The sequence below is a fragment of the Bacillota bacterium genome (genome assembly GCA_040757205.1).
GTDB lineage: Bacteria > Bacillota > Desulfotomaculia > Desulfotomaculales > Desulforudaceae > Desulforudis.
This window is the reverse complement of record JBFLXL010000001.1, coordinates 213,509-236,644: the sequence shown is the minus strand read 5'-3', so window position 1 is coordinate 236,644 and position 23,136 is coordinate 213,509. Positions and strand designations below refer to the sequence as shown.

Sequence of the window (23,136 nt, the reverse complement as noted above, 5' to 3'; positions counted from 1 at the left end):
CATGCGGTTACTGCAAACAAGAGGACCCCTCCACAACCCGGTGCGTGTGGCCGTCAACAACCGCCTTGAGTACTCCCGGGCCCCGCCCGTACTCCAAAATCACGAACCGCTCGATGATGCGCCGCCGCAGGATGTAGCGCAACACGGGCCGGCCCCGCAGTTCCTCCAGCGAAGCAGCGTGTGCGGTGGCCAAAATCTTTACGCCCGCGTTCAACATCTCTTCCACCGCCGCCACATCTTCGCGGCGTCCCAGCTCATCGGTGGCAATCACGTCCGGGGAAAAGGCCCGCAAGAGCATCATCATCCCCTCCGCTTTCGGGCAACCGTCCAGGACATCGGTACGGGGACCGACGTCCAGCTGGGGCACGCCACGGTAACAGCCGGCGATTTCCGACCGTTCGTCAACGACCCCGACCGTCAGCCCGGCAAATCCGAGCCGGGGAACCCCGGCGGAGAACTGCCGTACCAGGTCCCGCAGCAGGGTGGTCTTGCCGCAGCCCGGTGGGGAAATGATCAGCGTGTTGTAGACCGCCCGGGCGCCGCCTACCAGGCAGGGCAGCACCCGGTCCGCCGCTCCCGGCACTTCCCGGCTGATCCGGAAGTTCACCCTGGAAAGGTGCTTCATTGTCCGCACCACACCGCCATCGGTCACCACCCGGCCGGCCAGACCCACCCGGTGCCCTCCGGGAACAGTGACAAACCCCTGGCGCAGCTCGTCTTCAACCGCGTACAGCGAAGACCCGGTCACCAACTCCACCGTCCGGGCCACGTCGTCCTCTCCCACCCGGTAGGCCTGCTGAGGTTCGGGTACGGTCCGGCCGTCGGCGTCCAGCATGATTTCGCCGCGGGCGGCGGCCAGAATCAGGGGTTGGCCGACCCGGAGCCGGATCTCCTCCAGTTCACGCCAGAGGTAAGCCGGCAGCCGTCCGAGCATGCCCCGGAGCGGGGCCGGAAAGTAGCTTAAGACTTCCCCGTAAGTTCGACCGTTGGTCGGCTCATTGGCGGGCGTCACGGTTTGTCCCCTCCTCGTTAATAGGTATGCCGCGCGGCCCGCGCTAGACCAAACAAAAAGAGCGGTGCTTGCAAAACAGCACCGCTCTCTTCTGGATGTTTTTGTCGCTCGCTCAAGGTGTCTAGTGGGTTTCGTTTCCGTCCTCCCGGGTATCCATCCGCCCCGGGCTGTGTCTCACGGGTATCTCACCCTCACAGTGAGGGCAATTGACCAGCGAGATGCCGCCATCGCCGGCCGGACGGCCATCCGGACCGACCGCCTCCTCGCACTCCGGGCACATGACGTCGAGGTACTGGGTGTCAATCCCGTGCTCGTCCTCGTCAGGATAGACGTCTCTCTCCAGTCCGTAAAGATCTTCGTCAATGCTCTCCAGGTAATCCTCCAGCCGCTCCTGGGACACTTCGAGTTCCTCCACCGCCTCGGCGAATTCACTCAGAATCTCAACGATTCCCTCCAGGAGCCGGGCCTCTTTGGAATCGGCCGGCAGCTCCAGCCCCGCGGCGAGACCCTGCAGGTAGGCCACACGGGCCTTCAGGCTTGTCATTACAAAGCCAACCCCCTTCTCCCGGGAGACCGTGCCCGGCCTCCGGTTTTACAAGATTCTTCTAGTATGTGTGCAAAGAGGGGTTTTTAAAACACTGCACTTTACACTCGTTTTATGTAGGCGCCGGAACGAGTATCCACCTGGATCACGTCCCCTTCTTCCACGAACAAGGGCACCTGGAGCACCACGCCGGTTTCCAGGGTCGCCGGCTTCGAACCGCCGGACGCCGTATCACCCTTGATGCCCGGGGTGGTTTCGACTACGGCCAGTTCAACGGTATTGGGCAGGTCAACGCCCAAGACCTGGCCGCGGTGATAAACCACATTGATGACCATGTTCTCCTTCAGGTACTTGACCCCGTCCCCCAGTTGACCGGCGCTCAATCCCACCTGGTCGTAGGTTTCGTTGTCCATCAAGTGGTAGTTTGCGCCGTCATTGTAGAGGTACTGCATCTCCTTGCGTTCCAGGATCGCCCGGGGAAGCTTCTCCCCGGCGTTAAACGTCCGCTCGGCGATGGATCCGGTGCGCAGGTTCTTGAGCTTGGCCCGGACAAACGGTGAACCTTTGCCCGGTTTCACGTGCATGAACTCGATCACCTGGCACGGTTCTCCGTCCACCTCCACGGTCAGACCGGTGCGAAATTCGTTAGTGGAGATCAAAGACTACCGCCTCCTCCGAAAATGTATCCTACACGCTGAAGAGCCGGTCCTTAGCCGTGCCAGTCAAGACCTCGGCTCCATTCTCCCGAACCACAACCACGTCCTCGATCCGCACTCCGCCGCGCCCCGGCAGATAGATGCCCGGCTCAACCGTGACCACCATGCCTGCTTCCAGGGTCTCCGTGCTGAACCGGTCCAGGCGCGGCGGCTCGTGCACATGAAGGCCCAACCCGTGTCCGGAACCGTGTCCGAAATAGTCCCCGTAACCGCGGCCGGCGATCACTTCACGGACCGACCGGTCCACGTCGAGCGCCGGAACACCGGCCCGCACCGCACTGATACCCGCGGTTTGGGCCTCCAGCACCACCTCGAAGATCTCCTCCTGCCAGGGTTCCGGAGTCCCGCCCACCAGCACCGTCCGCGTGAAATCCGAGCAGTAGCCGTCACAAACCGCCCCGAAATCGAGCACCACCAGGTCGCCGTGCTCCAGCCGTTTCCCCGAAGCCGCCCCGTGCGGCAGCGCCGCGCGGGCGCCGGAAGCCACGATCGTGTCAAAGGCCATCCGCTCGGCCCCGCGGCTCCGCAGGTGGAACTCCAGCTCGAGCGCGATCTCGCGCTCCGACCGCCCCGCTTCGATGTAGTCCAAGACCTCGGCGAAAGCCTCATCCACCAGCCGGACCGCCCGCCGAATCTTGTCGATCTCGGGTTCTTCCTTCACCGCCCGCAAACCTTCAACCAGGCCCTTCACCGGCTCCAGCTCCGCAGCCGCCAGTACCTCCGCCATGAGCTGAAATTGGTGGTAGGTGACATGCTCGCTCTCGAACCCCACCCTCATTCCCCGGAGTTCCGGCACTGTTTCGGCCAGCTTCTCCGGCCACGTTTTCTCGATCTTGACGATCTCAAAAGCGTAAGCCTCTTCCGCGGCTTGCGTGACGTACCTTGAATCGGTGCACAAAAAAGCCCTCCCGCCGCTGACCAGCAATACCCCGGCCGAACCCGTGAAACCGCTCAAGTAGCGGATGTTGTCCATTCCGGTGACGATCAGGGCCTCCAATCCGGACTCGCTGATCAACTGTCTTGCGCGTTCCACCCGCTTAAGCACGGTCGCCTGCCCGTCCGGAAGCGAGTTCCACCGCCGCCCGCAAAGCGAGCAAGTAGCCCGCCGCACCGAAGCCCGAGATTTGGCCCGCCGCGGCCGGCGCAATCACTGAAAGGCGACGGAACTCCTCCCGGGCGTGAATATTGGACAGGTGCACTTCCACCACCGGCAGGCCGCATGCCGCCACCGCGTCGCGCAAGGCGATGCTGTAGTGGGTGAAGGCGGCGGGGTTTAAGACCACCGCGTCCGCGCTGGCGGGGGCGCTGTGCAGGCGCTCGATCAAGGCCGCCTCCGAGTTGGACTGCACGCACTCCAGGCCCACACCCAGTTCGGACGCCAGTTGACGCAACTGAGCGTCAATGTCGGCCAGGGTTTTGGTGCCGTAAATCCCGGTCTCCCGCCGGCCCAGAAGGTTTAAGTTCGGGCCGTGCAGCACCAGTATGCGCAAAAGCAACACCCCCTTCTAAAAGATCTGCGCCAGTGAGCTGCAGGGCCTGGGCGCGTGCAGCACCAGTATGCGCGAGAGCGACACTCCTTCCTCGAGAACAGGCTTATCCCTCCGAAAACGGCCTGACCCCTTTTGGCCTGCTTTCCCGGATGACCTACCCTGAAAATCCCCTCTCCCTCTGGGAGAGGGTCAGGGTGAGGGGTATTTTCATCCTTCCAATGGTGCCGCTAGAGCGGCATGGTTGTCTGTTTCAGCCGCTGACGGAAAGCCGGCTGATGCGTACCGTGGGCGCCCCCTTGCCCCCGAAGAAACGCAGGTCGCTTGCGACCGCGTCCACCGCCTTCAGCAACTCCACGATGTTCCCGGCGATCGCCAGTCCCCGTACGGGATAGGACAACCGGCCGTTTTCGATCCAGAGTCCCGTGGCGCCCACTGAGAAATCCCCGGAAATCGGGTTGGCGGTGTGCATGCCCATCACCTCACCCACGTAGAAGCCCGAGTGAATCTCCCCGATCAGCTCCTCCGGGTCCTTCTCCCCCGGGGCCAGGAAAAAGTTGGTGGTGCCCACGTCGGGCGCGCCCTTGTAGGACGGCCTTACCCCGTTGCCGGTCGAACCCACTCCGTCCTTCGCCGCGGTATAGGTGTTATAGAGGTATCCCTGCAGGAACCCCTTTTCGATCAGCACCGAACGGGATGAAGGAACTCCTTCCCCGTCAAAGGGCGCCGAACGCACTCCCCCCGCCAGGGTTCCGTCGTCGACGATGGTTACCAGTTCGGAGGCCACCGCTTCGCCCACCCGGCCCGCAAGCAGCGAACGGCCCTTCTGGACCGCCTCGGCCGTCAGCGCCGGGGCAAGAACGCCCAGGAAACTGACCATCACGTACGGGTCCAGCACCACCGGCACTTCCATGCCCGGCTGCCGGCGCGCCCCCAACATCCGCACCGCCCGTTGGGCCGCTTCCCGGCCCACCTCTTCCGGGTTCAAATCCTCAAAGCGGGGTTTGAAGGCAAGCGCGAACCCCGTCTGGTGATCATCGCCTTCCCGGGCGGTCAGGGCGATATACAGGCCGCAGACCGCCCCCCGGTAGTAGGCGGAGACACCGGCACTGTTCACGATCCCGACCTCCACCAGCCCGTCCTGGTAGGTCGAACTCTCCACGATGGTCACCCGGGGATCGTAGGCCCGGGCCACCGCCTCCATCCGCCGGGCCAGTTCGATCTTCTCGTCAATCTTTTTCTCCGGCAGCCGGGGGTCAAAAATGTCGACTTCCGGGTAGGCCGGAACCGGATCAGGCAGACGGTAAAACCCGTCCTCGGCGGTCAGGGCAGCGCAGGCCACCGCCCGCTGCGCCGTCTCTTTCAGGCCGCCGGGTGACAGGTCCGTGGTGTAGGCATATCCAAGTCGGCGGGTCCGAAAAACGCGGAGCCCCAACCCTTTTTCGGCCGCGCTTTTCGTGGTTTCGACCCGGCCGTCCCGAACCTCGATTTCAATGCTGGTTCCGCTCGTGAAGTAAGCTTCGGCGGCATCAGCGCCCGCGCTGAGCGCCGCTTCCACGGCTTGGGCGGCCCTGCCCAGAAAAACGGATTCCGACATGGGGTGACATAGCTCCCCTTCCACGCAAATCTTCGGGTCAACACCTTGGTTCTGACTAGTATTTCTCCCCGAGACCGAACCTAAAATGTGTTCGCCGCCGCCGGCTCAAAACCCTGCTCACCCCGCCGGCCGATGATCGCGGCCGATTACGGCAAAAACGGGCGGATCAAACCGCCCGGCACCGGATTGCCCGGTTTAAACCGATCAATCGTGCTCCCCCGATGCTCTAAGCTCCATACTGGACGCACTCGAAGCGGTAAGACTACAGGCGCCTGATCCGCCCCCGGTACTTCCGGACGGAAAACTCCGTATCGGCGTTGTTTTCAACCCTGCGGACTTCAGGACCGTCCCCCATCTGCCGGGTGCCGCCCACGACGATCGGAGAGTCCGTGCGGCTTCTGCCCACCAGCATCGTGGGCTGCGCGTCACTCACGGGCACCCCTTGGCCGTCCTTGCCGCAAGTCCCGATGGTGAACTCCAGGTCGGAGCCGACCATGGCCACCCGCCGCAGGACTTCCGGACCGTTGCCGGTCAGGGTGGCCCCCCGGACCATCGGGCCTGCCTCCCCGTCACGAATCAGGTATCCCTCGGCCACTTCGAACACGAAATCACCGGTGGTCGTGTTCACCTGGCCGCCCCCCATTTTTCGGACCAGCAACCCGTTGCCCGCCTCCCGCAGGATCTCGTCCGGCGCATCCTTCCCCGCGGCGATAAAGGTATTGGCCATCCGGGGTATCGGCCGGTGCTGGTACGACTCCCGCCGCCCGTGCCCGTTGGACTCCCGCCCGCTCTTTTTGGCCGACAGCCGGTCAAAGAGATAATCTTCGAGCACGCCTTCCCGGATCAGGGTCACCGACCGGGCCGGCACCCCCTCGTCGTCGAACGCATACGACCCGTACCGGTCCGGAAGCGTCGCGTCATCAACCACCGTAACCGCGGGCGCGGCCACCTCCCGGCCTTCTTGGCCCCCGTAAACCGAAAGCCCCTTCTGGACCAGGTCGGCCTCCAGCCCATGACCACAAGCTTCGTGCACCATGGTCCCACCCGCCGTCCCGGACAGGACCACCGGCATGCGGCCGGACGGGGCCGGTTCGGCGCTCAAAAGCGCTTTTGCTCGTTCAGCGGCCGTGGCCCCCATCCGCCGGGGGTCGTGACTGTCGAAAAACTCAAAACCCACAATCCCCGCCCCGGCCTCGGCACCCGTCTGGATGACGCCGTTGCCGGCGGCCACCGCCTGAACCACGAACCGGGTACGGACGCGCCGGCCCTCCACGTGGGTGCCGGTGGTGTTGGCGATCACCACCTCCTGAACCAGGTCCCCATACCCGGCCATTACTTGTTTGATGCGTTCGGTGTCGACCGCCCGGGCGCTCTGGTCCGCCGCCCGCACCATTTCCGCCTTCCGTTCGGCGGCGACGTCCCCGGGCTGCTCCCGCACCGGAAAGGTCAGCTCCGGCCTGACGCTGGTCAAGTCCACCGTCACGTCCTTCTGTCCGTTCCCGAGGGCTTGCGCCGCAATGCGCGCCGCCCGCAGCAGGCCCTCCCGGTCCAGTTCGTTCGTGTACGCGTAGACCGTGGCGTCCCCCGACCACACCCGCACCCCGGCGCCCGCCTCGGTGCCCGACTGCGTCCGTTCGACCTTGCCGTCTTCCAAGCCAACGGCGCTGACTTGCCTGGACTCCACGAAGATGTCCGCGAAATCACCCCCGCGAGACACGGCCACGGCCAGCGCTTCTTTCAATAAGTCCTTGTCGACCAAGAACAAAAAACCCCCCGACAATTGAGAATGATTGCCCACCAATAGTCTTTGCCGTTCCAAGCGCCAATATTATCGCTTTCCAGTTTACAGCATCCGGCCGGACACGTCCAACACCTGCCATGCGACACCAGGACTGACGCATGATCTTTATAACGAGAGCCATATCAAGGTTTCCAGGGACTGGTGCGCGAGATAGTTTCCCCCCGCTATTGCGGCTATTCTTCGTGCATCAGTCCTGCGCCGGAGCGGCCTGTTTTAGTTCTTACTTGACTCCCGTTTCAGGAAGCGCAAAAGGCGGCCGGTTCACGGCGAAGGGCTCCTGAGGGCCGTGGTCGGCATCGGCCGCCAAAACCGACGGTTCAAACGGATTGTGCCGCGGCACACTTTCCCCGGCACCAAAGTCACCGGCGCGAGCGGGGTTATTCTCTGAATACAGTACCTCACCGCTGAGGAGACCGTCCGGGCCTTTGGCGGCGCGAGCGGGGTTATTCTCTGAATACAGTACCAGCAGGAAGTCAGCCCACACCCGCCCGTGTTCCGGTTCTCGCTCCCCACGGATGGCGAACTCGCGGATTTCTGCCGGGTTCGAGAGACTCCGGAGCAGTTCCATAAAGGTCGCCACCTCCGAAAAGCGGCCCCGCACCCCGATCTCAACGGGAAATTGCCGCAGGTGTTCACTTTGGAGCACCTCCCGGGGCTGAAAGTTCACAACGTCCACCCCGGCGGCGGCCGCCTTGAACCCGATTTCAGCCATCATCTTTCCGTCGGTGACGTCGGCCGAAAACCGTCCCCGCAAGCGGCCGAGTTCCGCCTCGGTCTTCTCAAGCGCGGCCCGGTGGACCGCCTCCGCGGCCAGGACCTCCCCGGCCGCCGCCAACTCGCGTTCCAAGCCCCGGATGTCGCGCCGGGTTTCCAAAAACCGGGTCGACTGCGGTGTGAACACGTACACCACAAAAAACACGGCCGCCAAAGCCGCACCCCACCGGATCCCCCTTTTCCGGGCCCACTCACTCAAACGCAGCCACACGGCCGTTCCCCGCCAATCTCACATCGACTGCAAACACCAGCACACCGTCTTTGCCTTCTCTTACGCTCTGCAGTTCGGCCCCCGAAAAGCAGGGCCGCCGCTGCAGGCCGTGGAGAAACCGCCCCACCGAGGCCAGTGTGCCGGCCGCACCCTCAATCCGCACCACCACCGCCACCGGGGGTTCTTCACCCGCACCGCCACCGGCACCACCATCGGGGTTTCCTCCGGGGTTTCGTTCCTCTTCCCCGGGGACAAGGGGATGATGCACCGCCGGGGGTGGTGCTGCCAGTTCGGGGTTTGGTTCCTCTTCCCCGGGGACAAGGTGCAAGGAGGTCAGCCAAATATCCGCCGGCAGAACGCCGGTCACCTGGCCCAGCAAGTCCGCCCATTCTCCGCCGTGGTTTGCCGCTTCCCGCCAGGCCTGGAGCCTGGACTCCGCCCGCTCTCTCTCCGCGCGCAGCTCCAGGACCGCATGAACCTCGGGTTCGAGGAGCGCGAGGGCGGCACGATGCCGCTCCAGTTCCAGCCCGGACGCGTAAGCCGCCAGCAGGAACAGCGCGTAACCAGCCACGAGGAGCAGGGCGGCTGCCCGCCCAGCCGTGCTCCAAGCCCCGGCCGGCCGGCGTACATTGGCGGAGTCCCGGACTTCGGAGGTCAGCAGATTGACTCTGGGCATCAGCGCACCATCTCCCACAGCGCCAGCCCCGCCGCCACCGCGAACTTCGGGTCGAACGCCGCTTCCTGGGCACCGGGAAACGAAACCGGTGCCCGGCCGGTATCGACCGGGAGCGACAATTGCCCGGCGAGGTAGCCGGTCACGCCGTCTTTCCGGCTGCCGCCCCCGGAAACAATGAGCCGTTCCACGCGGCGTCCCCGGTTCCGGCTCTGATACCATTCCAGGGAGCGCCTGATATTGGGCAGGAGGTGGGCGCCAAAAGCCCCCGCGGCGTACTCCGGCCCGGTTTCCCGCCATGAGGCCCCGCCGCGGCGCTGGACCTCCCGGTTTTCGCCCGGTTCGCAGTCCGCCGCGGGGCCGGTCCCCGAAAGGGAATACAAAGCCCCGGACAAGTTGCCGGCGCCGCCCGGCAGGGAACGAGAACCACAATAAGAACCGTCTTGAACTATCACCAGTTCCGTGTGGTTGGCCCCAATATCCAGCAGCGCCACCGTTTCGGGCCCAATCTTCTCCGGTTGGAAGCCGAAAAACAACCGCCACAGGGCCAGGCACTGCAAATCCACGGCGCTCAACTCCCGCCCCGCCTCCCGGAAGAGGGCGGCGTAGTCCCGGACCAACTTCCGGGGTGCTCCCACCAGGAGGACGTGAAGCCGGGTCGTCCCCTCCGTCACCACTTCCCCCAGGTTTACGTGCCGAATGACCAACTGATCCAGGGGCACGGGGATGTGCCGCTCCGCTTCCCACTGTACGGCGGTCTCAAGCTCCCTTTCCGGCATTGCGGGCAGCAGAATGTTCCGGGTGATCACCCGCCCGCCGCCGATCGCGGTTACCAACCCGTCCGCGCCCTCAACCGCGCCGGCGGCTTGCAGGGCCTCCTCGAGGGCTGCGGCCGTCTCCGGCCGGTTCGGCCCGTCCGGTTCGGCGCCGGCCGGGCTGGGAACCGCCGCCCACCCCAGCACCGCCGGACGGCTGCCGTTGTGCGCCATCCGAACCACCTTGATCTCGTGGGTGCCCAGGTCCACGCCGGTGCATACTCGGTTTGCTCGGGCCCCAAACCGGAAAGCTTTCCAGAACCGCGCCATGTCCCGTGTTTACTGCTCCTTTCAAGACAACCATGCCGCTCTAGCGGCTCGGCTTTCTAAAGACGATCCCCGCGGGGTTTTCTTCTTTCAAGACAACCATGCCACTCTAGCGGCACCATCGGAAGGATGAAAACGGCCCTCCCGTTGAATACTTTTTCTGCGGCCGGCGATGAGGTCGTGCAACCTTGGCGCTTCGAGTCCGATTGCCAGACGTTTAACGGAGGTCAAGGCTTTTAGCCGCCGACCCAGGATTCAAGCCTTGGCCGCGTGCGCACCGCCTCCCTTGGCGGAACGTTCGCCGGGACCGGGGCGGTGTCGCAACTGATGCGGACCGCGGGCGCCGGCGGCGCGTCCCGGCCCGCTGCCGCCAAGCTGCGGGCCACGACCCCGCCCCGCAACGCCACGTTGCCGGCCGGGCTGAAGCTGCCCTGCGCCAGGATCAGTGCGTCCACCACGGCGTTTTCCGCCAGGACGGCCGCATCCCCGCCGGTGCCAGCCCGGCCGCCGAGCGCAATCAGCGTAAGCAGGCCGACATCGCCGCCGGCACGCACCAGGTCGCCGGTGATTCGAATGTCGCCGCCTGCCACCAGGGTGGCCCGGTGGTGATACACCCCGGCGATGGTGATCGTCCCTTCCACGAAGTAGATGCCGTGCCCGGCCAGGGTCGAAATGTGCCGATCGTCCTCCCCGGAATCGCCGATGGTGAGGTCGCCTGCAAATACCTCGGTGGCGTGCCTGCCCAGCCACTCCTCATCCACGGTGGGGAACCGGGGAATACCGGAAAAGCGTTCCTCCACCCGCCCCTGAATCCGGGCCTTGCCGCCGGGTTCCACCCGCCCCGAAACGCAAGCGTCGGCCGCAACGTAGCCGCCAACCTCCACGGCCAGGTCGCCGTCGATGAGCAGGTGCCCTTTTCCCGCAGGGCTCTCGATGTAGAGCTCTCCGGAAACCGCCACCCGCCGGATTTCAGCGTCCGGCAAAATGGAGAAGCCGCTGAACAGGTCGGTGTTGGAGGCAAGGACGACCGTGAGCGCAACCTGCTGTTCGGCCTCCCGCCAGGCGCCGGTGGCCGTGATCTGCACCCGGCGGCCGAAACCCGGTTGGGTGGGGGCGTCCGCAACCCGGACCCGCACAATCGTCCCCGCCGGCTCTCCGCCACTCGACAGGTAAGGCGCGGCCAGTTCGAGACCCGCGGGATCGCGCCATTCCGGCTCCCGCGCCAGCCTCAGCAACGCCCGTTCCGCTCCGGCTTCCGCCGCGAAATAGGCCCTGGTGCGCCACTCCTGCATCATGGATATCCGCTTCAGGCCCGAAGCCAAGGCGACGCCCGCCGTGCCGGCAACCAGCAGAACCGCCAGGATAAGCACCACAAACAGTAAGGCTTGTCCGCCGTCCCTCCGCAAAAAGACGCCCACCCCCGTCGCGCTCCGCCCTGCGGCAAAGCTCAGTCCACCACCCGCATTTGGAACCTGCCGGTCGCCTCCGCCTCTACCGGCCTCCCTCCGTAATCCCTTTCCGCCCGCAGGGTTACCAGCACCAATCCCCGGTCCCCCAGCCCGTTTCCGGTTTCCAGATCAATCTCGACGCCCACGATGTGGTGGGCAATGGGCTGGGGAACAGCCGAACCAACCTGGCGCCGCAGCACGTTTCTGGTATCGCCGGTACCCGTTGGCGCCCAAGAGTAACGAATGCTCTCTGTTTCCCAGGGTATTGCTCTCCGGGGCACGGCCAATTCGAAGAGGTCAGCCGCCGTATTGGGCTGGATCCGGGCCGGGGGCCCGGTCAGCCAGTTCAAAGTGCGGGCGTTCCGGAGGTCGGACCCCAGGGTGTTCAGGGAAACCCGCACGTGGTCCTCCAGGTCGGCGGCTGTTTGGGCGCGCTGGAGATAAACGACCGCCCGGCCGTACAGCCCCAGAACCGCAACCATCACCAGCGCCAGCAGCAGGGCCGCAACCAGCGCTTCCACGAGCGTCACGCCGCGGTCACAGGCCGGAAACCGCCTTCGGACCGTCGGCCGCCCCGCCCGGAAGCGCACCCTGCGATTGTTTTCGAGTAGACACCCTTGCCGCTCTAGCGGCACCATCGGCAGAATGAAAATACCCCTCACCCTAACCCTCTCCCAGAGGGAGAGGGGATTTTCAGAGTAGCAGGCGCGCGCAGGCCGGCAACGACACCCTCTCAAGTGGCAGCTCACCGGGGTCCGCGCTCCAGGGTCAGCGAGACGGACTTCACGCTTTCCCCCGCCGGATAGAAAACCGTCACCGTAACCACCTTGAGGCCGCCGCGTTCGCCCACTTCCACCACCACCCGGTCGTCAACCCTTTCTCCAGGCGGAACAATATCTTCATAAGGCCGGGCTTTGTACGCCTCCAACAGCGATTCCGCCGCCCGCAGGGCCTCCACATGATGGCGGGCCTCAGACTGGAGTTGGGCGCTGACCATCAGCAGGCTTGAAACCGCAACGCCCGCCAGACCCAGGATAAACGCCGCCAGCAGGACCTCCAGCAGGGTCAAGCCGGCCTGACGGCGGTGGAGCCCCCGTTCACTCCGCCGCCGATACATCACTGACCCGCACCCGGCCGCTTTTGCTCACAATCACGTACCGTCTCTCCCCGGTCACCCGGTTTTTGAGCGTTACCGTCCCGTTCCAATTGGGCTCCCCGTGGGCGTTAAACCGCAGGACGCTACCCGACGCTCCGAAACCGGCGTGTTCCAGGTCCACCGGCCCGGGCAGCGGTACCCTTTGCCTTGCAGTCAGGCTGTCGAACCGTTTGACGTGGTACCGGTCCGCGGCAGTGAAGAACTGGATCTCGTAGCTGGTGTTTTCCATCCGGGCCAGCTCCCGGGTCTCCCGCAGATCGGCGACCATGCGCCGCGCCGCGCTCTCGGACTGGTACCGGGCGATGACCTTGACGAAACCCGGCACCGTCAGCCCCAGCAGCACGACGGCGATAACCATCACCACCACCAGTTCCACCAGGGTGAAACCCGCTCGAGGTCTTACCCGCGGCCTCACCGCCACCCGCCTCACCGCCACCGGTTCCTAAGACCGGCTCGGCACGGGACCGGCCAAATCGTAGCTCGCGGGCTTAGGCCCCGTACCCGGCGGGTGGGCGTCCGTCACGAAGAAAAATACGCCGGGAGCACCGGAATTGTCTTGGGTGTAGACGATATAGCGCGTCCCGGAGGTGGCGTAGTGGTAAGGGTTGCCCCACGCATTCCCGAGCCCCGCCGGACCGCCCCAGTTGAGGCCGCCGTCATTCATCACCCTCCGCACGGTGCCGGGCTGGTCGCTGACACTCGCCGCCGGCAGGCGGCCCGCCTCCGCGAAATGGAGTTCCACCACCGTCTTCATAGACTGCAATTCGGCCAATACCACGCTCGTCCGCGCCCGGTCGGTGTGTCCGACAAACCGGGGCAGAGCGATGACGGTGATGATGCCGAGAATGATTATCACCAGCAGGACTTCCACGAGGGTGAAACCGCGCCGTCCGGACGCGGCGCTCCGGAGCAGGCTTGTTATCGCCATGACCAATCCTCTTTGCTGTTTTTTTACTGGATGCTGGAAATCACATCTAGAAGCGGCAGCAGGACCGCCATGATGACGAGACCGACTACTCCCCCCACCACCAGGATCAGGACCGGTTCCAGCGTGGAGGAGAGCCTGGAAACAGTCTGGTCGACTTCGTGCTCGTAGTAGACCGCCACCTTTTCCAACAGGGTGTCCCAGGCGCCGGTTTCCTCCCCCACGGCCATCATCTGCGTGACCATAACCGGGAACTGCCGGCTTTGCTCGAGCCGGCCCGCGATCCCGTCCCCACGGCCGATACCGGCCGCCGCCTCCTCAACCGCCCGGGCCACCCCGGCGTTGCCCACCGTTTTGGCCACCACGTCCATGGCCTGTAGAATCGGCACCCCGCTGCGGGTGAGGCCGGCGAACGTCCGGCAAAACCGCGCGGCAATGATGTTTCTGATCAGACGGCCAAAGATGGGCATCCGCAGGAGAAGGCGGTCCCGGAACTCCCGGCCCCGGGGTGTATCCACCACGCGCCTCAGGCCGGCCGCCAGGACCGCCAGGCTCCCGAAAACCAGGTACCAGTATTGGTTGGCCGCCCGGCTGACCGTCAGCACACTCTCGGTTACGGGCGGCAGCGGCATTCCGGTCTGCATCAAAAAGCCCGCCATTGTCGGAATCACAAAAGTCGTGAGCACCCCCACCGCTAAAGCGGCGATGCTCAATACAATCAGCGGATAGGTCAGAACCGAGCGCATCTTTTCACGGAACAGATGTTCCCTCTCGTAGTGTATGGACAGCCGCTCCAGCACGGCGTGAAGATGGCCTCCCAATTCCCCGGCCTCCACCAGACTGGTGAAAACGGGCGGGAAAACACCGGGGTGACGCCGGAACGCTCCCGTCAGGGAAGAACCGCGTTCGACGGCCGCGGCCACCTCTTCGAGCGCCTCGCGCAAAACACGGTTGCGGGAGGCGGAGCCCAAAAACCGGAGCGCCCTTAATACCGGCACACCGGCGTCGAGCAACGCGGCTGACTGCCGGGAAAACAGGGCCAGTTCCCGGGCCGGCACCTTCGCCCGCGTGAACCGAAACGCCCGGACCGCATCCCTTTTTTTTCCGGAAGCGACTTTCAAGTCGACCACAATGAACTCCCTGGCCCATAGGGAGGCCGCCGCGGCGGCTGTGTCCTCCGCTTCCACGTAACCGGTCAGGCGGCGTCCCTGGCGGTCACGCGCCCGGTAGGCGAATACCAGGAGAATAACCCCCTTTTTGAGGAAGTCGGAAACCACTTTGCCTTATTTGGCACAATATTCTATCCCAGGACCTGGTTTCCTGCCGAACAATCGGCAAATGTTGGGCATTGGGCAAAAAAAGGTTGGATCCGAGGTTTATGTGGCGTGGGATCTCTAGCGGTGGTATGGCGGTGTGCGCGAAAGGCCGCGCCTAATCGGCGTAAGCTACCCGCAGAATCTCAGGGCCTGGGTGTCGATGCTGTGCTGGTGCTCCCCCGCGCCTAATCGGCGTAGGCTACCCGCACAATTTCGCTTACGGTGGTGATTCCGCGGCGCACTTTTTCCAGGCCGTCATCCTTCATTAGAATTAACCCCTCCCGGACGGCCTGGCTTTCGAGGTCCTCCTCGCCGGCACGCTCACACACCATCTGCCGGAGGACGGCCGACATGGGCAACACCTCGCCGATGGCGGTTCGGCCGCGGTACCCCGTCCGGCTGCAATGGGTGCAGCCGCTCCCCCGTTGCAGGGTTACAAATTCTTCGGCAGTGTGTCCCTTAAAGCTCTCCAGTACGTCCGGGGCCGCGCGGTAGCTCTCGCGGCAGCGGGGGCAGATTACCCTTGCCAGGCGTTGCGCCACCACGCCCATCACGCTGGAGGCGACCAGAAAGGGCTCAATGCCGATGTCCACCAGCCGGGACAAAGAGCCGACGGCCGTCTTGGTATGCAGGGTGGAAAGCACGAGATGTCCGGTGGTGGCCGCGCGTACCGCGATTTGTGCCGTTTCCGCGTCTCTGATTTCGCCCACCATAACGATGTCGGGATCCTGGCGCAGAATGGACCGCAGCCCGCGCGCAAAAGTCAGCCCGGCCCGGGGGTTGATGGGGATCTGGTTGACCCCCGGCAGAATGTACTCCACCGGGTCCTCGATCGTGATTACGTTCAGCGATGGGGAGTTCATTTCATTCAGGATGGCGTACAACGTGGTGGTCTTCCCGCTCCCGGTGGGGCCGGTGATCAGCACCATCCCGTACGGGTGGCGGAGTATCCGGTCCAGGCGCAGGCGATTAACGGCGGAAAAGCCCAGCTCATCCACCGACGTGATCATCCCGGCCTTGTCCAAAACCCGGATGACCACCTTTTCGCCGAACACGGTCGGCATTGTGGACACCCGGAAGTCTATTTCCCGGCCGCGGTACCGGACTTGAAAGCGGCCGTCCTGCGGCACGCGTTTCTCGGCGATGTCGAGCCGCGCCATTATCTTCAGCCGTGAAACCAACGGGTGACGGAACTTCGGCGGCAAAACGGTAAGGTCGCGCAGCAGGCCGTCGACCCGGTACCGTACGCGGACCTGTTCTTCAAGGTGCTCCACGTGCAGGTCGCTGGCCGCATCACGTATCGCCTGCATAATGACCGAATTGACCACCCGGACGACCGGCGCTTCGTCATCCATCGGTTCCCCCGGATTGAGGCTCACCACTTCGGAGCGCACCACCTCGACGTCGACCTGCGCCCCGACGGATTCCTCCAGTTCGGGGAACCCCACATACTTTCTAATGACCAAATCCAACTCGGATTCCGGCGCCAGCACCGGATCAATCTCACACCCCGAAACCAAGCGCAGGTCGTCAACGGCGGTCACGTTCACGGGGTCCGACATCGCCACCCGCAGCCGATTGCCGTCCCGGTGCAGCGCCACCGCTTTGTGACGGCGGATGAGCTTTTCCGGCACACTCCGGACGAGCTCCGGGTCAATCGGCAGGCCGTCAAGATAAACGTGCGGTATGGCCAACTGACCGGCGAGCGCCTCGACCAGGGCATGCTCACTAACGTAGCCCAGGTGCACCAGCACCCGGCCCAGGCGCTCCCCGGTGGTCCTTTGAATATCCAGGGCTTCCTCCAGGGCTTGGGCAGTGATCACCCGCTTCTCAAGCAAGATTTCCCCGAGGAGTCTCCGGCCGGCCTCCGTCCTCACGGGCTATCCCCCTCACGGGACAACACGCGCCGCAGCAGGGTGTGCGGCAGGTCCGCATAAAACCCCACGCGGCCGATCGACTCGGGCAGCACGAACACTACCCGCCCGTCCCGCGTCTTCTTGTCACGCTGCATGGAGTCCCATACTGCTTCGAAAGACAGGCTCTCCGGAATGTCCGCCGGCAGCCCGGCCCGGCGGACGAGCCGTTCGATGCGCCCGTACGACGCCTGGTCCAACAGTCCAAGGAACACCGAGAGCTTTGCGGCGGCCACCATGCCCACGGCTACCGCCTCTCCGTGCACGTAGGCCCGGTAACCGCTTAAGGCCTCCAGGGCGTGCCCGAAAGTATGGCCGTAGTTCAAGGCCCGGCGCCGGCCCTGCTCGGTCTCGTCGGCCTCGACCACCCGGGCCTTGATCCGGCAGGACATCTCCACCGCATACGTCAGTGCTTGGGTCTCCCCTTCCAGGAGCCGTTCCAGGTTGTCCTCGAGCCAGCCGAAAAAACCGGCGTCACTGATCACCCCGTACTTGATCACTTCCGCGATCCCGGCCCGCAACTCCCGCGAGGGGAGAGTGCGCAGGGTGCCCACGTCGGCCAGCACCAGCACCGGCTGGTAGAAAGCCCCGATAATGTTCTTTCCGCGGGGGTGATTCACGGCCACCTTGCCGCCCACGCTGCTGTCCACCTGGGCCAGCAGCGTGGTCGGCACCTGGACGAAAGCCACCCCGCGCATGTAAGTCGCCGCCACGAAACCGCCGATATCTCCGACCACGCCGCCCCCCAGGGCGACCACGGCGGAGCTCCGGTCGAGCCCGGCCTCAAACGCCCGGTCGTACAAACGGGCCGCGGTCTCGAGCGTCTTGTGCTCCTCCCCGTCCGGAATCTCCGCCAGGTGCACCGCCAGTCCCGCCTCGGCGAGGCTAAAGCGGACCTCGCGCCCCCACAGGTTCCAGACCGTGGGATTGGTCACCACCAGCACCCGCCCGCCGGTGATCCGCTTTCGGATTTCGCCGCCCAGGCCGGGTAAAAGCCCTTCACCGAGGAATATCGGGTAACTCCGGGACTCCCCCAGATTGACCGTCACTTCCCGCCTCAAGGTACCCCCGCTCCTTCAAAAAGCCCATAATCAGGCCCACCGTTTTCGGCAGGCTGTGCTTGCCTGTGTCCACCGTGAATTCCGCCGCACCGTAAGCGTGCGCCCGTGCCTCCAGGAGTTCCCGGACGCGGGCCTGGACGTCGCCCCGCAGCAGCGGACGGCTTTGTTTGCGCCTGACCCGCTGGTAAATCACTTCGGGGTCGGCCGAAAGGCCGATGAGTACGCCGCCTTTCCGTAAATCGGCCACGTTCTCCGGGTTCAGCACGATGCCGCCTCCGGTGGCCACGACCAGCCCCCGGGGCACGGCCAGCTTCCGGCAAAGGAGCGCCTCTTCCGAACGAAACCTGGTTTCCCCGTCTTCGATGAAGATCCGGCGTACGGGCTTGCCGATCAGCCGTTCGATTTCGGCGTCGGTATCCAGAAAGGGCCGGTGCAGAATCCGGGCCAGGCGCCGGCCCACCGCGCTCTTGCCGGTGCCCATGAAACCGATCAGGACCACGTTGCGCAAGCGGCCAACCTCCCCCGATAAATGAATTTATAAGCGGGTTTTTTCGGGGACCGTCATCCCCCCGCCGGGGTTGGGCGGATACTTTCCAGGTAGCGGCGGTGGTTGTCCAGGAGTTCGGTCATACTGTCTCCCCCGAACTTCTCCAGGCAGGCGCGCGCCAGTTCGAAGGCCAGCACCGCCTCCCCGATGACACAGGCGGCGGGCACCGCACAGATGTCGGAACGTTCAAAGGCTGCCTCGGAAGGCGCCAGAGAAACCAGGTCCACGCTCTTCAGCGGCCGGCGCAGGGTGGGGATCGGCTTCATCGCCACCCGCACCACCACCGGCTCCCCGTTGGTGACCCCGCCCTCAATGCCGCCGGCCCGGTTGGTGGCGCGGTAAAACCCCTTCCCGCCGTCGTGGAAGATCTCGTCCTGCACCTCTGAACCCCGCCGGGCCGCGCCTTCAAACCCGGCGCCGATCTCCACGCCCTTCACGGCCTGGATGCTCATCAGCGCCCCGGCCAGCCGCCCGTCCAGGCGCCGGTCCCACTGGACGTACGACCCGAGACCCGGCGGCACCCCAAGAGCGTGCAGTTCGAACACGCCGCCCAGTGAGTCCCCGTCGTCCCGCGCCCGGTCGATCTCCTCCACCATACTTAAGCCCGCGTAGGGGTCCGGGCACATCACCCTGGACTCGGCGATCCGGGCCCGCAGGGCGTCCAGCGGCACGTCCGGAATATGGGCCTGCACCCGGCCGATCCGCACCACCAGGCCCAGGATTTCGACCCCCAACTCCTCCAGCAGGCGCCGGGCGAGGCCGCCGGCGGCCACCCGCGCCGCCGTTTCGCGCGCGCTGGCCCGCTCCAGCACGTTGCGCACGTCTTGGTGCCCGTATTTAAGCGCCCCCGCCAGGTCGGCGTGCCCCGGCCGGGGGCGGGTCACCACCCGGTCGCCGGTGTCCGCCTCCGGGCCGGGCGCCATGGTCTCGGCCCAGTTCGCCCAGTCGCGGTTTTCGATCTGCAGGCAGACCGGACTCCCCAGAGTGAGCCCGCCCCGGACGCCGGACAGAATCCGCACCCGGTCCTGTTCGATCGTCATCCGCTTACCCCGGCCGTAACCTCCTTGGCGGCGGACCAGTTGCCGGTCCAAATAGCCGGCCTCCACGGCGAGTCCGGCCGGCAGTCCCTCCACAATAGCGGTCAGAGCCGGCCCGTGCGACTCCCCGGCCGTAAGATAACGCAGCAAGGGAGAAACACCCCGCTTTCTATAATTACCCAAGACAGGCCTCCAGGGCCTGTTTCATTACCCCGATCGGCGCTTCCCGGCCGGTCCAGAGCTCGAAGGCCGCGGCACCCTGGTGAAGGAGCATTCCGGCCCCGCCGGCGGTCCGGGCCCCGGCTTGACGCGCCATCCTCAAAAAGGCGGTCTCGGACGGGTTGTACACCAGGTCGTACGCCAGATGATTGGCGGACATCCATTCCGGCGGGACGGGCGGACCGTCCTCCGGGCGCGGGGACATCCCCAGGGAGGTGGTCTGCACGACCAGCCCCGCCCGCGCAAAGGCCGACCGCGCTTCGCGGCTTTGCTTCTCCAGCGCCTCCCAGCTCAAGGCCTCCGCCCGCTCGCCACCCCGCTCCCGCACCAGCGCGGCAAGTTGTTGCGCACGGTCCGCACTCCGGTTGAAAACAACGACCTCTTTGGCGCCCTCCATGGCCAGGCTGAGCGCCACGGCGCGCGCCGCCCCTCCCGCGCCCAGGACCACGGCCGCCTCTCCCCGGGCGTCGTACCCGGCCTCCCGGAGCGCACGCAGAAAACCGGTCCCGTCGGTGTTGTGGCCGACCAGGCGGCCGTCGCGGTGCACGATGGTGTTCACGGCCCCGAGCAGGCGGGCCTCCGGGACGACCTCGTCCAGAAAGGAGGTCACCCGTTCCTTGTGCGGCACAGTCACGTTCGCCCCTGGCATGTCCAGGGCCGCCACCGCCGCCACCGCCGCCACCAGCCGCTCGGGCGGCACCGCGGCGGCCAAATAGACCAGGTTCAGGCCCGCCGCCCGGAAGGCGGCGTTCTGCATCGCGGGCGAATAGCTGTGGTGCACCGGATGACCCAGCAGGACCACCATCCGGGTGCCGGCGTCGACCATGGCGCGGCCTCCTGCTGAAACTTCCACCGCCCGGGCCTCTACCTCCATCGTATTGTCCATGCTAGCGTCGACCATGGCGCGGCCTTTTGCTGAAACCGTGGCGGTTCCAGATGCGGGGCAGCAACAGCTTCTCCAACTGGCGGCTGAAAAGGGTGGTGCCGACAAACTCTTTGCCCGGCAACGGATTGATCAGAATGGTGAAAAGCCCCAGGCGGTTACCGCCCACCACATCCGTGAATATCTGGTCGCCCACCACCGCCGTCTCCCGGCGGGTGAGCCCCATCAGACCGATCGCTTTCAAAAACGGCCGGCGCCGCGGCTTCACCGCCCGAAAGACGGCCGGAATCCCGTGGGACGCCGCCATCCCCTCGGCCTTGCGGGAGCGGCTGTTGGACACGATCGCAATCTTGAAGCCCTGCGCTTTGAGCACCTCAAACCAGTCCAGCACCTCCTGGGGCAGGGCTTTTCCCCCGCGCTCCAGGATGGTGTTGTCCAGGTCGAAAATCAGCCCCCGAATCCCCCGGCGGCGGAGGTATTCGGGGTCGACGTCAAAAATGGTCGGCACATAAAGGTCCGGAAACAAGAGACGGAGCAAGCTCACTTACCTCCAACCGGCGGCCGGACTAAACCCAAGCGGTTCAGCACCGCGCCAGCCAAGCCGCCGACATCCTCCGGATCGTAAACCGGCAGGTCGAATTCCGGCAGGCCCGGACCAACGAGCGCGAACAACCCCTGCGGGTTGCCCGGCCAATTCCGGTCGGACCGGACCAGCACCTTGGGATGGTCCAGATGCTTGTAACCTTCCACGATGAGCAGGTCCAGGCCCCGGAAGTGCGCCGCGACCTCCTCCAGGGACAACTCGGCCGGCAATTCCCGGAACAGGGCCAAGCGGCCGGGCGTGGTCACCATCGCCAGTTCGGCCCCGGCCCGCGAATGCTGCCACGAATCCTTCCCGGACACGTCCATGTCGGCGCCGTGCGGGCAGTGCTTCACCGTACCCACCCGGAAACCCCGCTCCCGGAACTCCCGCACCAGCCGGGTCACCAGCAGGGTCTTGCCGGAATTTGAGGTGCCGACCACACAAAAAAGAGGCGGCCGCCCCGAGACTCCGGTTTCCGGCCGGGAACCGCCCGGTTGGGCGAGTGAGCGCGCCTGACTCAGGTCCTGCGGGTTATTCACATTAAAGAAGATATCCCCCGGCCCCGTCAAGGCCACCAAGTCTTCTTCGACGTAATTTACCCGCAGCCGGGACAATAAATCCATCACCTTCAGGCGGTTTTGCGCCAGGCACTCGCCCACCGTCGGCAGGCAGCCCTTCGTGTAGGCCGCAAACAGTGGTTCCGGGTGCTTTCCGGCCTTGGGCACCGCACAATCCCAGCCCTCGGCCGCCTCGGCCACCACCAGGGCCAGACGGCCGTCGACAAACGGCATATCACATGCCACCACAAAAGTGCAGGGGTGGGCCGCATGGACGAGCGCCGCGTGAATGCCGCTCAGCGGACCCCGCCCCGGGATGAGGTCCGGGTACACGGGCACCCCCAGGCCGGCATAGCCGGCGTCCTCATTGGCGATGATCATTATCTCGCCGAAATGGGGCTTCAGTTCATCCAGCACCCGCTGGATGATCGGCTTGCCGCCCACGTCCAGAAAGGCTTTGGGCGCGCTTATCCGTGAGTTCTTGCCCCCGGCCAGCACGGCCGCGGAATATCGGCCGCGGTTCAAATCACCGTTCCTCCCCGGAGCCTCAGGTTTGTTCTTAATTCTTCGCCGTTTCCAACCGGTCCTCCTGCAAAAACCAGTACCCGGCGTGGCCACGGTGTAGGTTTTTGCCGACAAAACGGTCACGAACCGGCGCCCAACCGCATATCATTTACATGCATCTTTTTCTTGGAGGTGTCGCCATGCTGCCCGCCGTCCTCACCGTCGGCGTAGTGTCGTTGATCAACGGTGTCCTGCTGCTGCTCTCCTACATCACCAACAATTCCTTTCCCCAACCCCTTTCCCGCGAGGAAGAAAAGGAATACGTCCGGCGTATGCTGGCCGGTGACGACTACGCCCGGAACATCCTGACCGAGCGCAACCTGCGTCTGGTGGCCCATATTATGAAAAAATACGACCGCACCGGGGAGGACACGGAAGACCTCATTTCCATCGGCACCATCGGCCTCATCAAGGCCATCAACACCTTTGACCCGCACAAGGGCGCGCGCCTGGCCACCTACGCCGCCCGCTGCATCGAAAACGAAATCCTCATGCACCTGCGCACCGCGAAGAAAACCCGTTCCGAAGTCTCCCTGCAGGACCCCATCGGGGTCGACAAGGAAGGAAACGAAATCACCCTGATCGACATCCTGGGCACCAATCCAGAGGTGGTGGAAGATAAAGTGGAGACCCACTTCGAACAGCGCCGCCTGCTGGACAAGATGCAAAAACTGTCGCGGCGGGAGAAAAAGGTGCTGGCCCTGCGCTTCGGCTTCGTGGACGGCACCCGGCAGACCCAGCAGGAAATCGCCCGGGATTTGGGCATTTCCCGGAGTTACGTATCCCGCATTGAAAAACGGGCGCTCAACAAGCTGGTCAAGGAACTAACGCCCGATCCCGTGCGCTAAAAGACCGAGGTGGTCCTTCCGCAGCACCGCACCAAAGCTCAGCGGCAACACCACCGCCACTGGCAAGACCCCGAAACTCAACAGTCAGCGTATCAGGGTTGAACATATGTGCCCTTAATCAACAATGTGCCCCCGCTTACCAATTCCAGGTAATCGGACTGCCCGAAAAGCTTGTCCTCAGT

Annotated in this window: 24 protein-coding genes; 1 reads left to right on the top strand and 23 read right to left on the bottom strand. The window is 64.8% G+C overall.

Annotation, left to right across the window (positions count from 1 at the left end; all coding sequences use genetic code 11):
• Positions 1–7 precede the first annotated feature (7 nt).
• The 23 genes from spoIIIAA to mobAB form a co-directional block, all read right to left on the bottom strand.
• Positions 8–1,012: a stage III sporulation protein AA gene (gene spoIIIAA, locus AB1402_01140; GenBank protein MEW6540205.1), complete on the bottom strand. Its 1,005-nt coding sequence runs from the start codon at positions 1,010–1,012 to the stop codon at positions 8–10.
• A 121-nt stretch (positions 1,013–1,133) separates the two neighbouring features.
• The gene (locus AB1402_01135) at positions 1,134–1,556 is read right to left on the bottom strand and encodes a CD1247 N-terminal domain-containing protein (GenBank protein MEW6540204.1); all 423 of its coding nucleotides are present in this window, start codon (positions 1,554–1,556) and stop codon (positions 1,134–1,136) included.
• Between the two features lie 101 nt (positions 1,557–1,657).
• Positions 1,658–2,215 carry an elongation factor P gene (gene efp, locus AB1402_01130; GenBank protein ID MEW6540203.1) on the bottom strand — a complete coding sequence of 186 codons (558 nt, stop codon included), beginning with the start codon at positions 2,213–2,215 and terminating at the stop codon, positions 1,658–1,660.
• Positions 2,216–2,243: 28 nt separating this feature from the next.
• A complete protein-coding gene (locus AB1402_01125; GenBank protein MEW6540202.1) occupies positions 2,244–3,317 on the bottom strand; it encodes a Xaa-Pro peptidase family protein in 1,074 nt (357 codons plus the stop codon).
• Positions 3,310–3,762, bottom strand: a complete 453-nt coding sequence (aroQ, locus tag AB1402_01120; protein ID MEW6540201.1) for a type II 3-dehydroquinate dehydratase — start codon at positions 3,760–3,762, stop codon at positions 3,310–3,312. Before aroQ ends, AB1402_01125 begins: the two co-directional genes overlap by 8 nt.
• Before the next feature lie 250 nt (positions 3,763–4,012).
• Positions 4,013–5,356: a TldD/PmbA family protein gene (locus AB1402_01115; protein ID MEW6540200.1), complete on the bottom strand. Its 1,344-nt coding sequence runs from the start codon at positions 5,354–5,356 to the stop codon at positions 4,013–4,015.
• A 262-nt stretch (positions 5,357–5,618) separates the two neighbouring features.
• Positions 5,619–7,115, bottom strand: a complete 1,497-nt coding sequence (locus tag AB1402_01110) for a TldD/PmbA family protein (protein ID MEW6540199.1) — start codon at positions 7,113–7,115, stop codon at positions 5,619–5,621.
• A gap of 262 nt (positions 7,116–7,377) precedes the next feature.
• Positions 7,378–8,076, bottom strand: coding sequence for a type 4a pilus biogenesis protein PilO (gene pilO, locus AB1402_01105; GenBank protein ID MEW6540198.1), 699 nt, complete (start codon positions 8,074–8,076; stop codon positions 7,378–7,380).
• 46 nt (positions 8,077–8,122) lie between these two features.
• Positions 8,123–8,818, bottom strand: coding sequence for a hypothetical protein (locus AB1402_01100; GenBank protein MEW6540197.1), 696 nt, complete (start codon positions 8,816–8,818; stop codon positions 8,123–8,125).
• Complete coding sequence (gene pilM / locus AB1402_01095) at positions 8,818–9,900, bottom strand: type IV pilus assembly protein PilM (GenBank protein MEW6540196.1); 1,083 nt, start codon at positions 9,898–9,900, stop codon at positions 8,818–8,820. Before pilM ends, AB1402_01100 begins: the two co-directional genes overlap by 1 nt.
• A gap of 233 nt (positions 9,901–10,133) precedes the next feature.
• Complete coding sequence (locus tag AB1402_01090) at positions 10,134–11,303, bottom strand: hypothetical protein (protein MEW6540195.1); 1,170 nt, start codon at positions 11,301–11,303, stop codon at positions 10,134–10,136.
• Positions 11,304–11,344: 41 nt separating this feature from the next.
• The gene (locus tag AB1402_01085; GenBank protein ID MEW6540194.1) at positions 11,345–12,007 is read right to left on the bottom strand and encodes a prepilin-type N-terminal cleavage/methylation domain-containing protein; all 663 of its coding nucleotides are present in this window, start codon (positions 12,005–12,007) and stop codon (positions 11,345–11,347) included.
• An 83-nt stretch (positions 12,008–12,090) separates the two neighbouring features.
• Positions 12,091–12,462: a prepilin-type N-terminal cleavage/methylation domain-containing protein gene (locus AB1402_01080; protein MEW6540193.1), complete on the bottom strand. Its 372-nt coding sequence runs from the start codon at positions 12,460–12,462 to the stop codon at positions 12,091–12,093.
• A complete protein-coding gene (locus AB1402_01075) occupies positions 12,443–12,922 on the bottom strand; it encodes a GspH/FimT family pseudopilin (GenBank protein ID MEW6540192.1) in 480 nt (159 codons plus the stop codon). The genes AB1402_01080 and AB1402_01075 overlap by 20 nt, the downstream gene beginning before the upstream one ends.
• 21 nt (positions 12,923–12,943) lie before the next feature.
• The gene (locus tag AB1402_01070) at positions 12,944–13,429 is read right to left on the bottom strand and encodes a prepilin-type N-terminal cleavage/methylation domain-containing protein (GenBank protein MEW6540191.1); all 486 of its coding nucleotides are present in this window, start codon (positions 13,427–13,429) and stop codon (positions 12,944–12,946) included.
• Positions 13,430–13,452: 23 nt separating this feature from the next.
• Positions 13,453–14,703, bottom strand: coding sequence for a type II secretion system F family protein (locus AB1402_01065; GenBank protein ID MEW6540190.1), 1,251 nt, complete (start codon positions 14,701–14,703; stop codon positions 13,453–13,455).
• Positions 14,704–14,927: 224 nt separating this feature from the next.
• Positions 14,928–16,619 carry an ATPase, T2SS/T4P/T4SS family gene (locus AB1402_01060; protein MEW6540189.1) on the bottom strand — a complete coding sequence of 564 codons (1,692 nt, stop codon included), beginning with the start codon at positions 16,617–16,619 and terminating at the stop codon, positions 14,928–14,930.
• Positions 16,616–17,716, bottom strand: coding sequence for a 3-dehydroquinate synthase (gene aroB, locus AB1402_01055; protein MEW6540188.1), 1,101 nt, complete (start codon positions 17,714–17,716; stop codon positions 16,616–16,618). Before aroB ends, AB1402_01060 begins: the two co-directional genes overlap by 4 nt.
• Positions 17,655–18,224: a shikimate kinase gene (locus AB1402_01050; GenBank protein ID MEW6540187.1), complete on the bottom strand. Its 570-nt coding sequence runs from the start codon at positions 18,222–18,224 to the stop codon at positions 17,655–17,657. The genes aroB and AB1402_01050 overlap by 62 nt, the downstream gene beginning before the upstream one ends.
• Before the next feature lie 53 nt (positions 18,225–18,277).
• Positions 18,278–19,450, bottom strand: coding sequence for a chorismate synthase (gene aroC, locus AB1402_01045; protein MEW6540186.1), 1,173 nt, complete (start codon positions 19,448–19,450; stop codon positions 18,278–18,280).
• 25 nt (positions 19,451–19,475) lie between these two features.
• The gene (gene aroE, locus AB1402_01040) at positions 19,476–20,420 is read right to left on the bottom strand and encodes a shikimate dehydrogenase (GenBank protein ID MEW6540185.1); all 945 of its coding nucleotides are present in this window, start codon (positions 20,418–20,420) and stop codon (positions 19,476–19,478) included.
• A complete protein-coding gene (locus AB1402_01035; protein MEW6540184.1) occupies positions 20,407–20,946 on the bottom strand; it encodes a YqeG family HAD IIIA-type phosphatase in 540 nt (179 codons plus the stop codon). Before AB1402_01035 ends, aroE begins: the two co-directional genes overlap by 14 nt.
• Positions 20,943–22,067: a bifunctional molybdenum cofactor guanylyltransferase MobA/molybdopterin-guanine dinucleotide biosynthesis adaptor protein MobB gene (mobAB, locus tag AB1402_01030; GenBank protein MEW6540183.1), complete on the bottom strand. Its 1,125-nt coding sequence runs from the start codon at positions 22,065–22,067 to the stop codon at positions 20,943–20,945. The genes AB1402_01035 and mobAB overlap by 4 nt, the downstream gene beginning before the upstream one ends.
• A gap of 179 nt (positions 22,068–22,246) precedes the next feature.
• Between mobAB and sigK the strand changes: the two genes are divergently transcribed.
• Positions 22,247–22,954 carry an RNA polymerase sporulation sigma factor SigK gene (gene sigK / locus AB1402_01025; protein ID MEW6540182.1) on the top strand — a complete coding sequence of 236 codons (708 nt, stop codon included), beginning with the start codon at positions 22,247–22,249 and terminating at the stop codon, positions 22,952–22,954.
• Positions 22,955–23,136 lie beyond the last annotated feature (182 nt).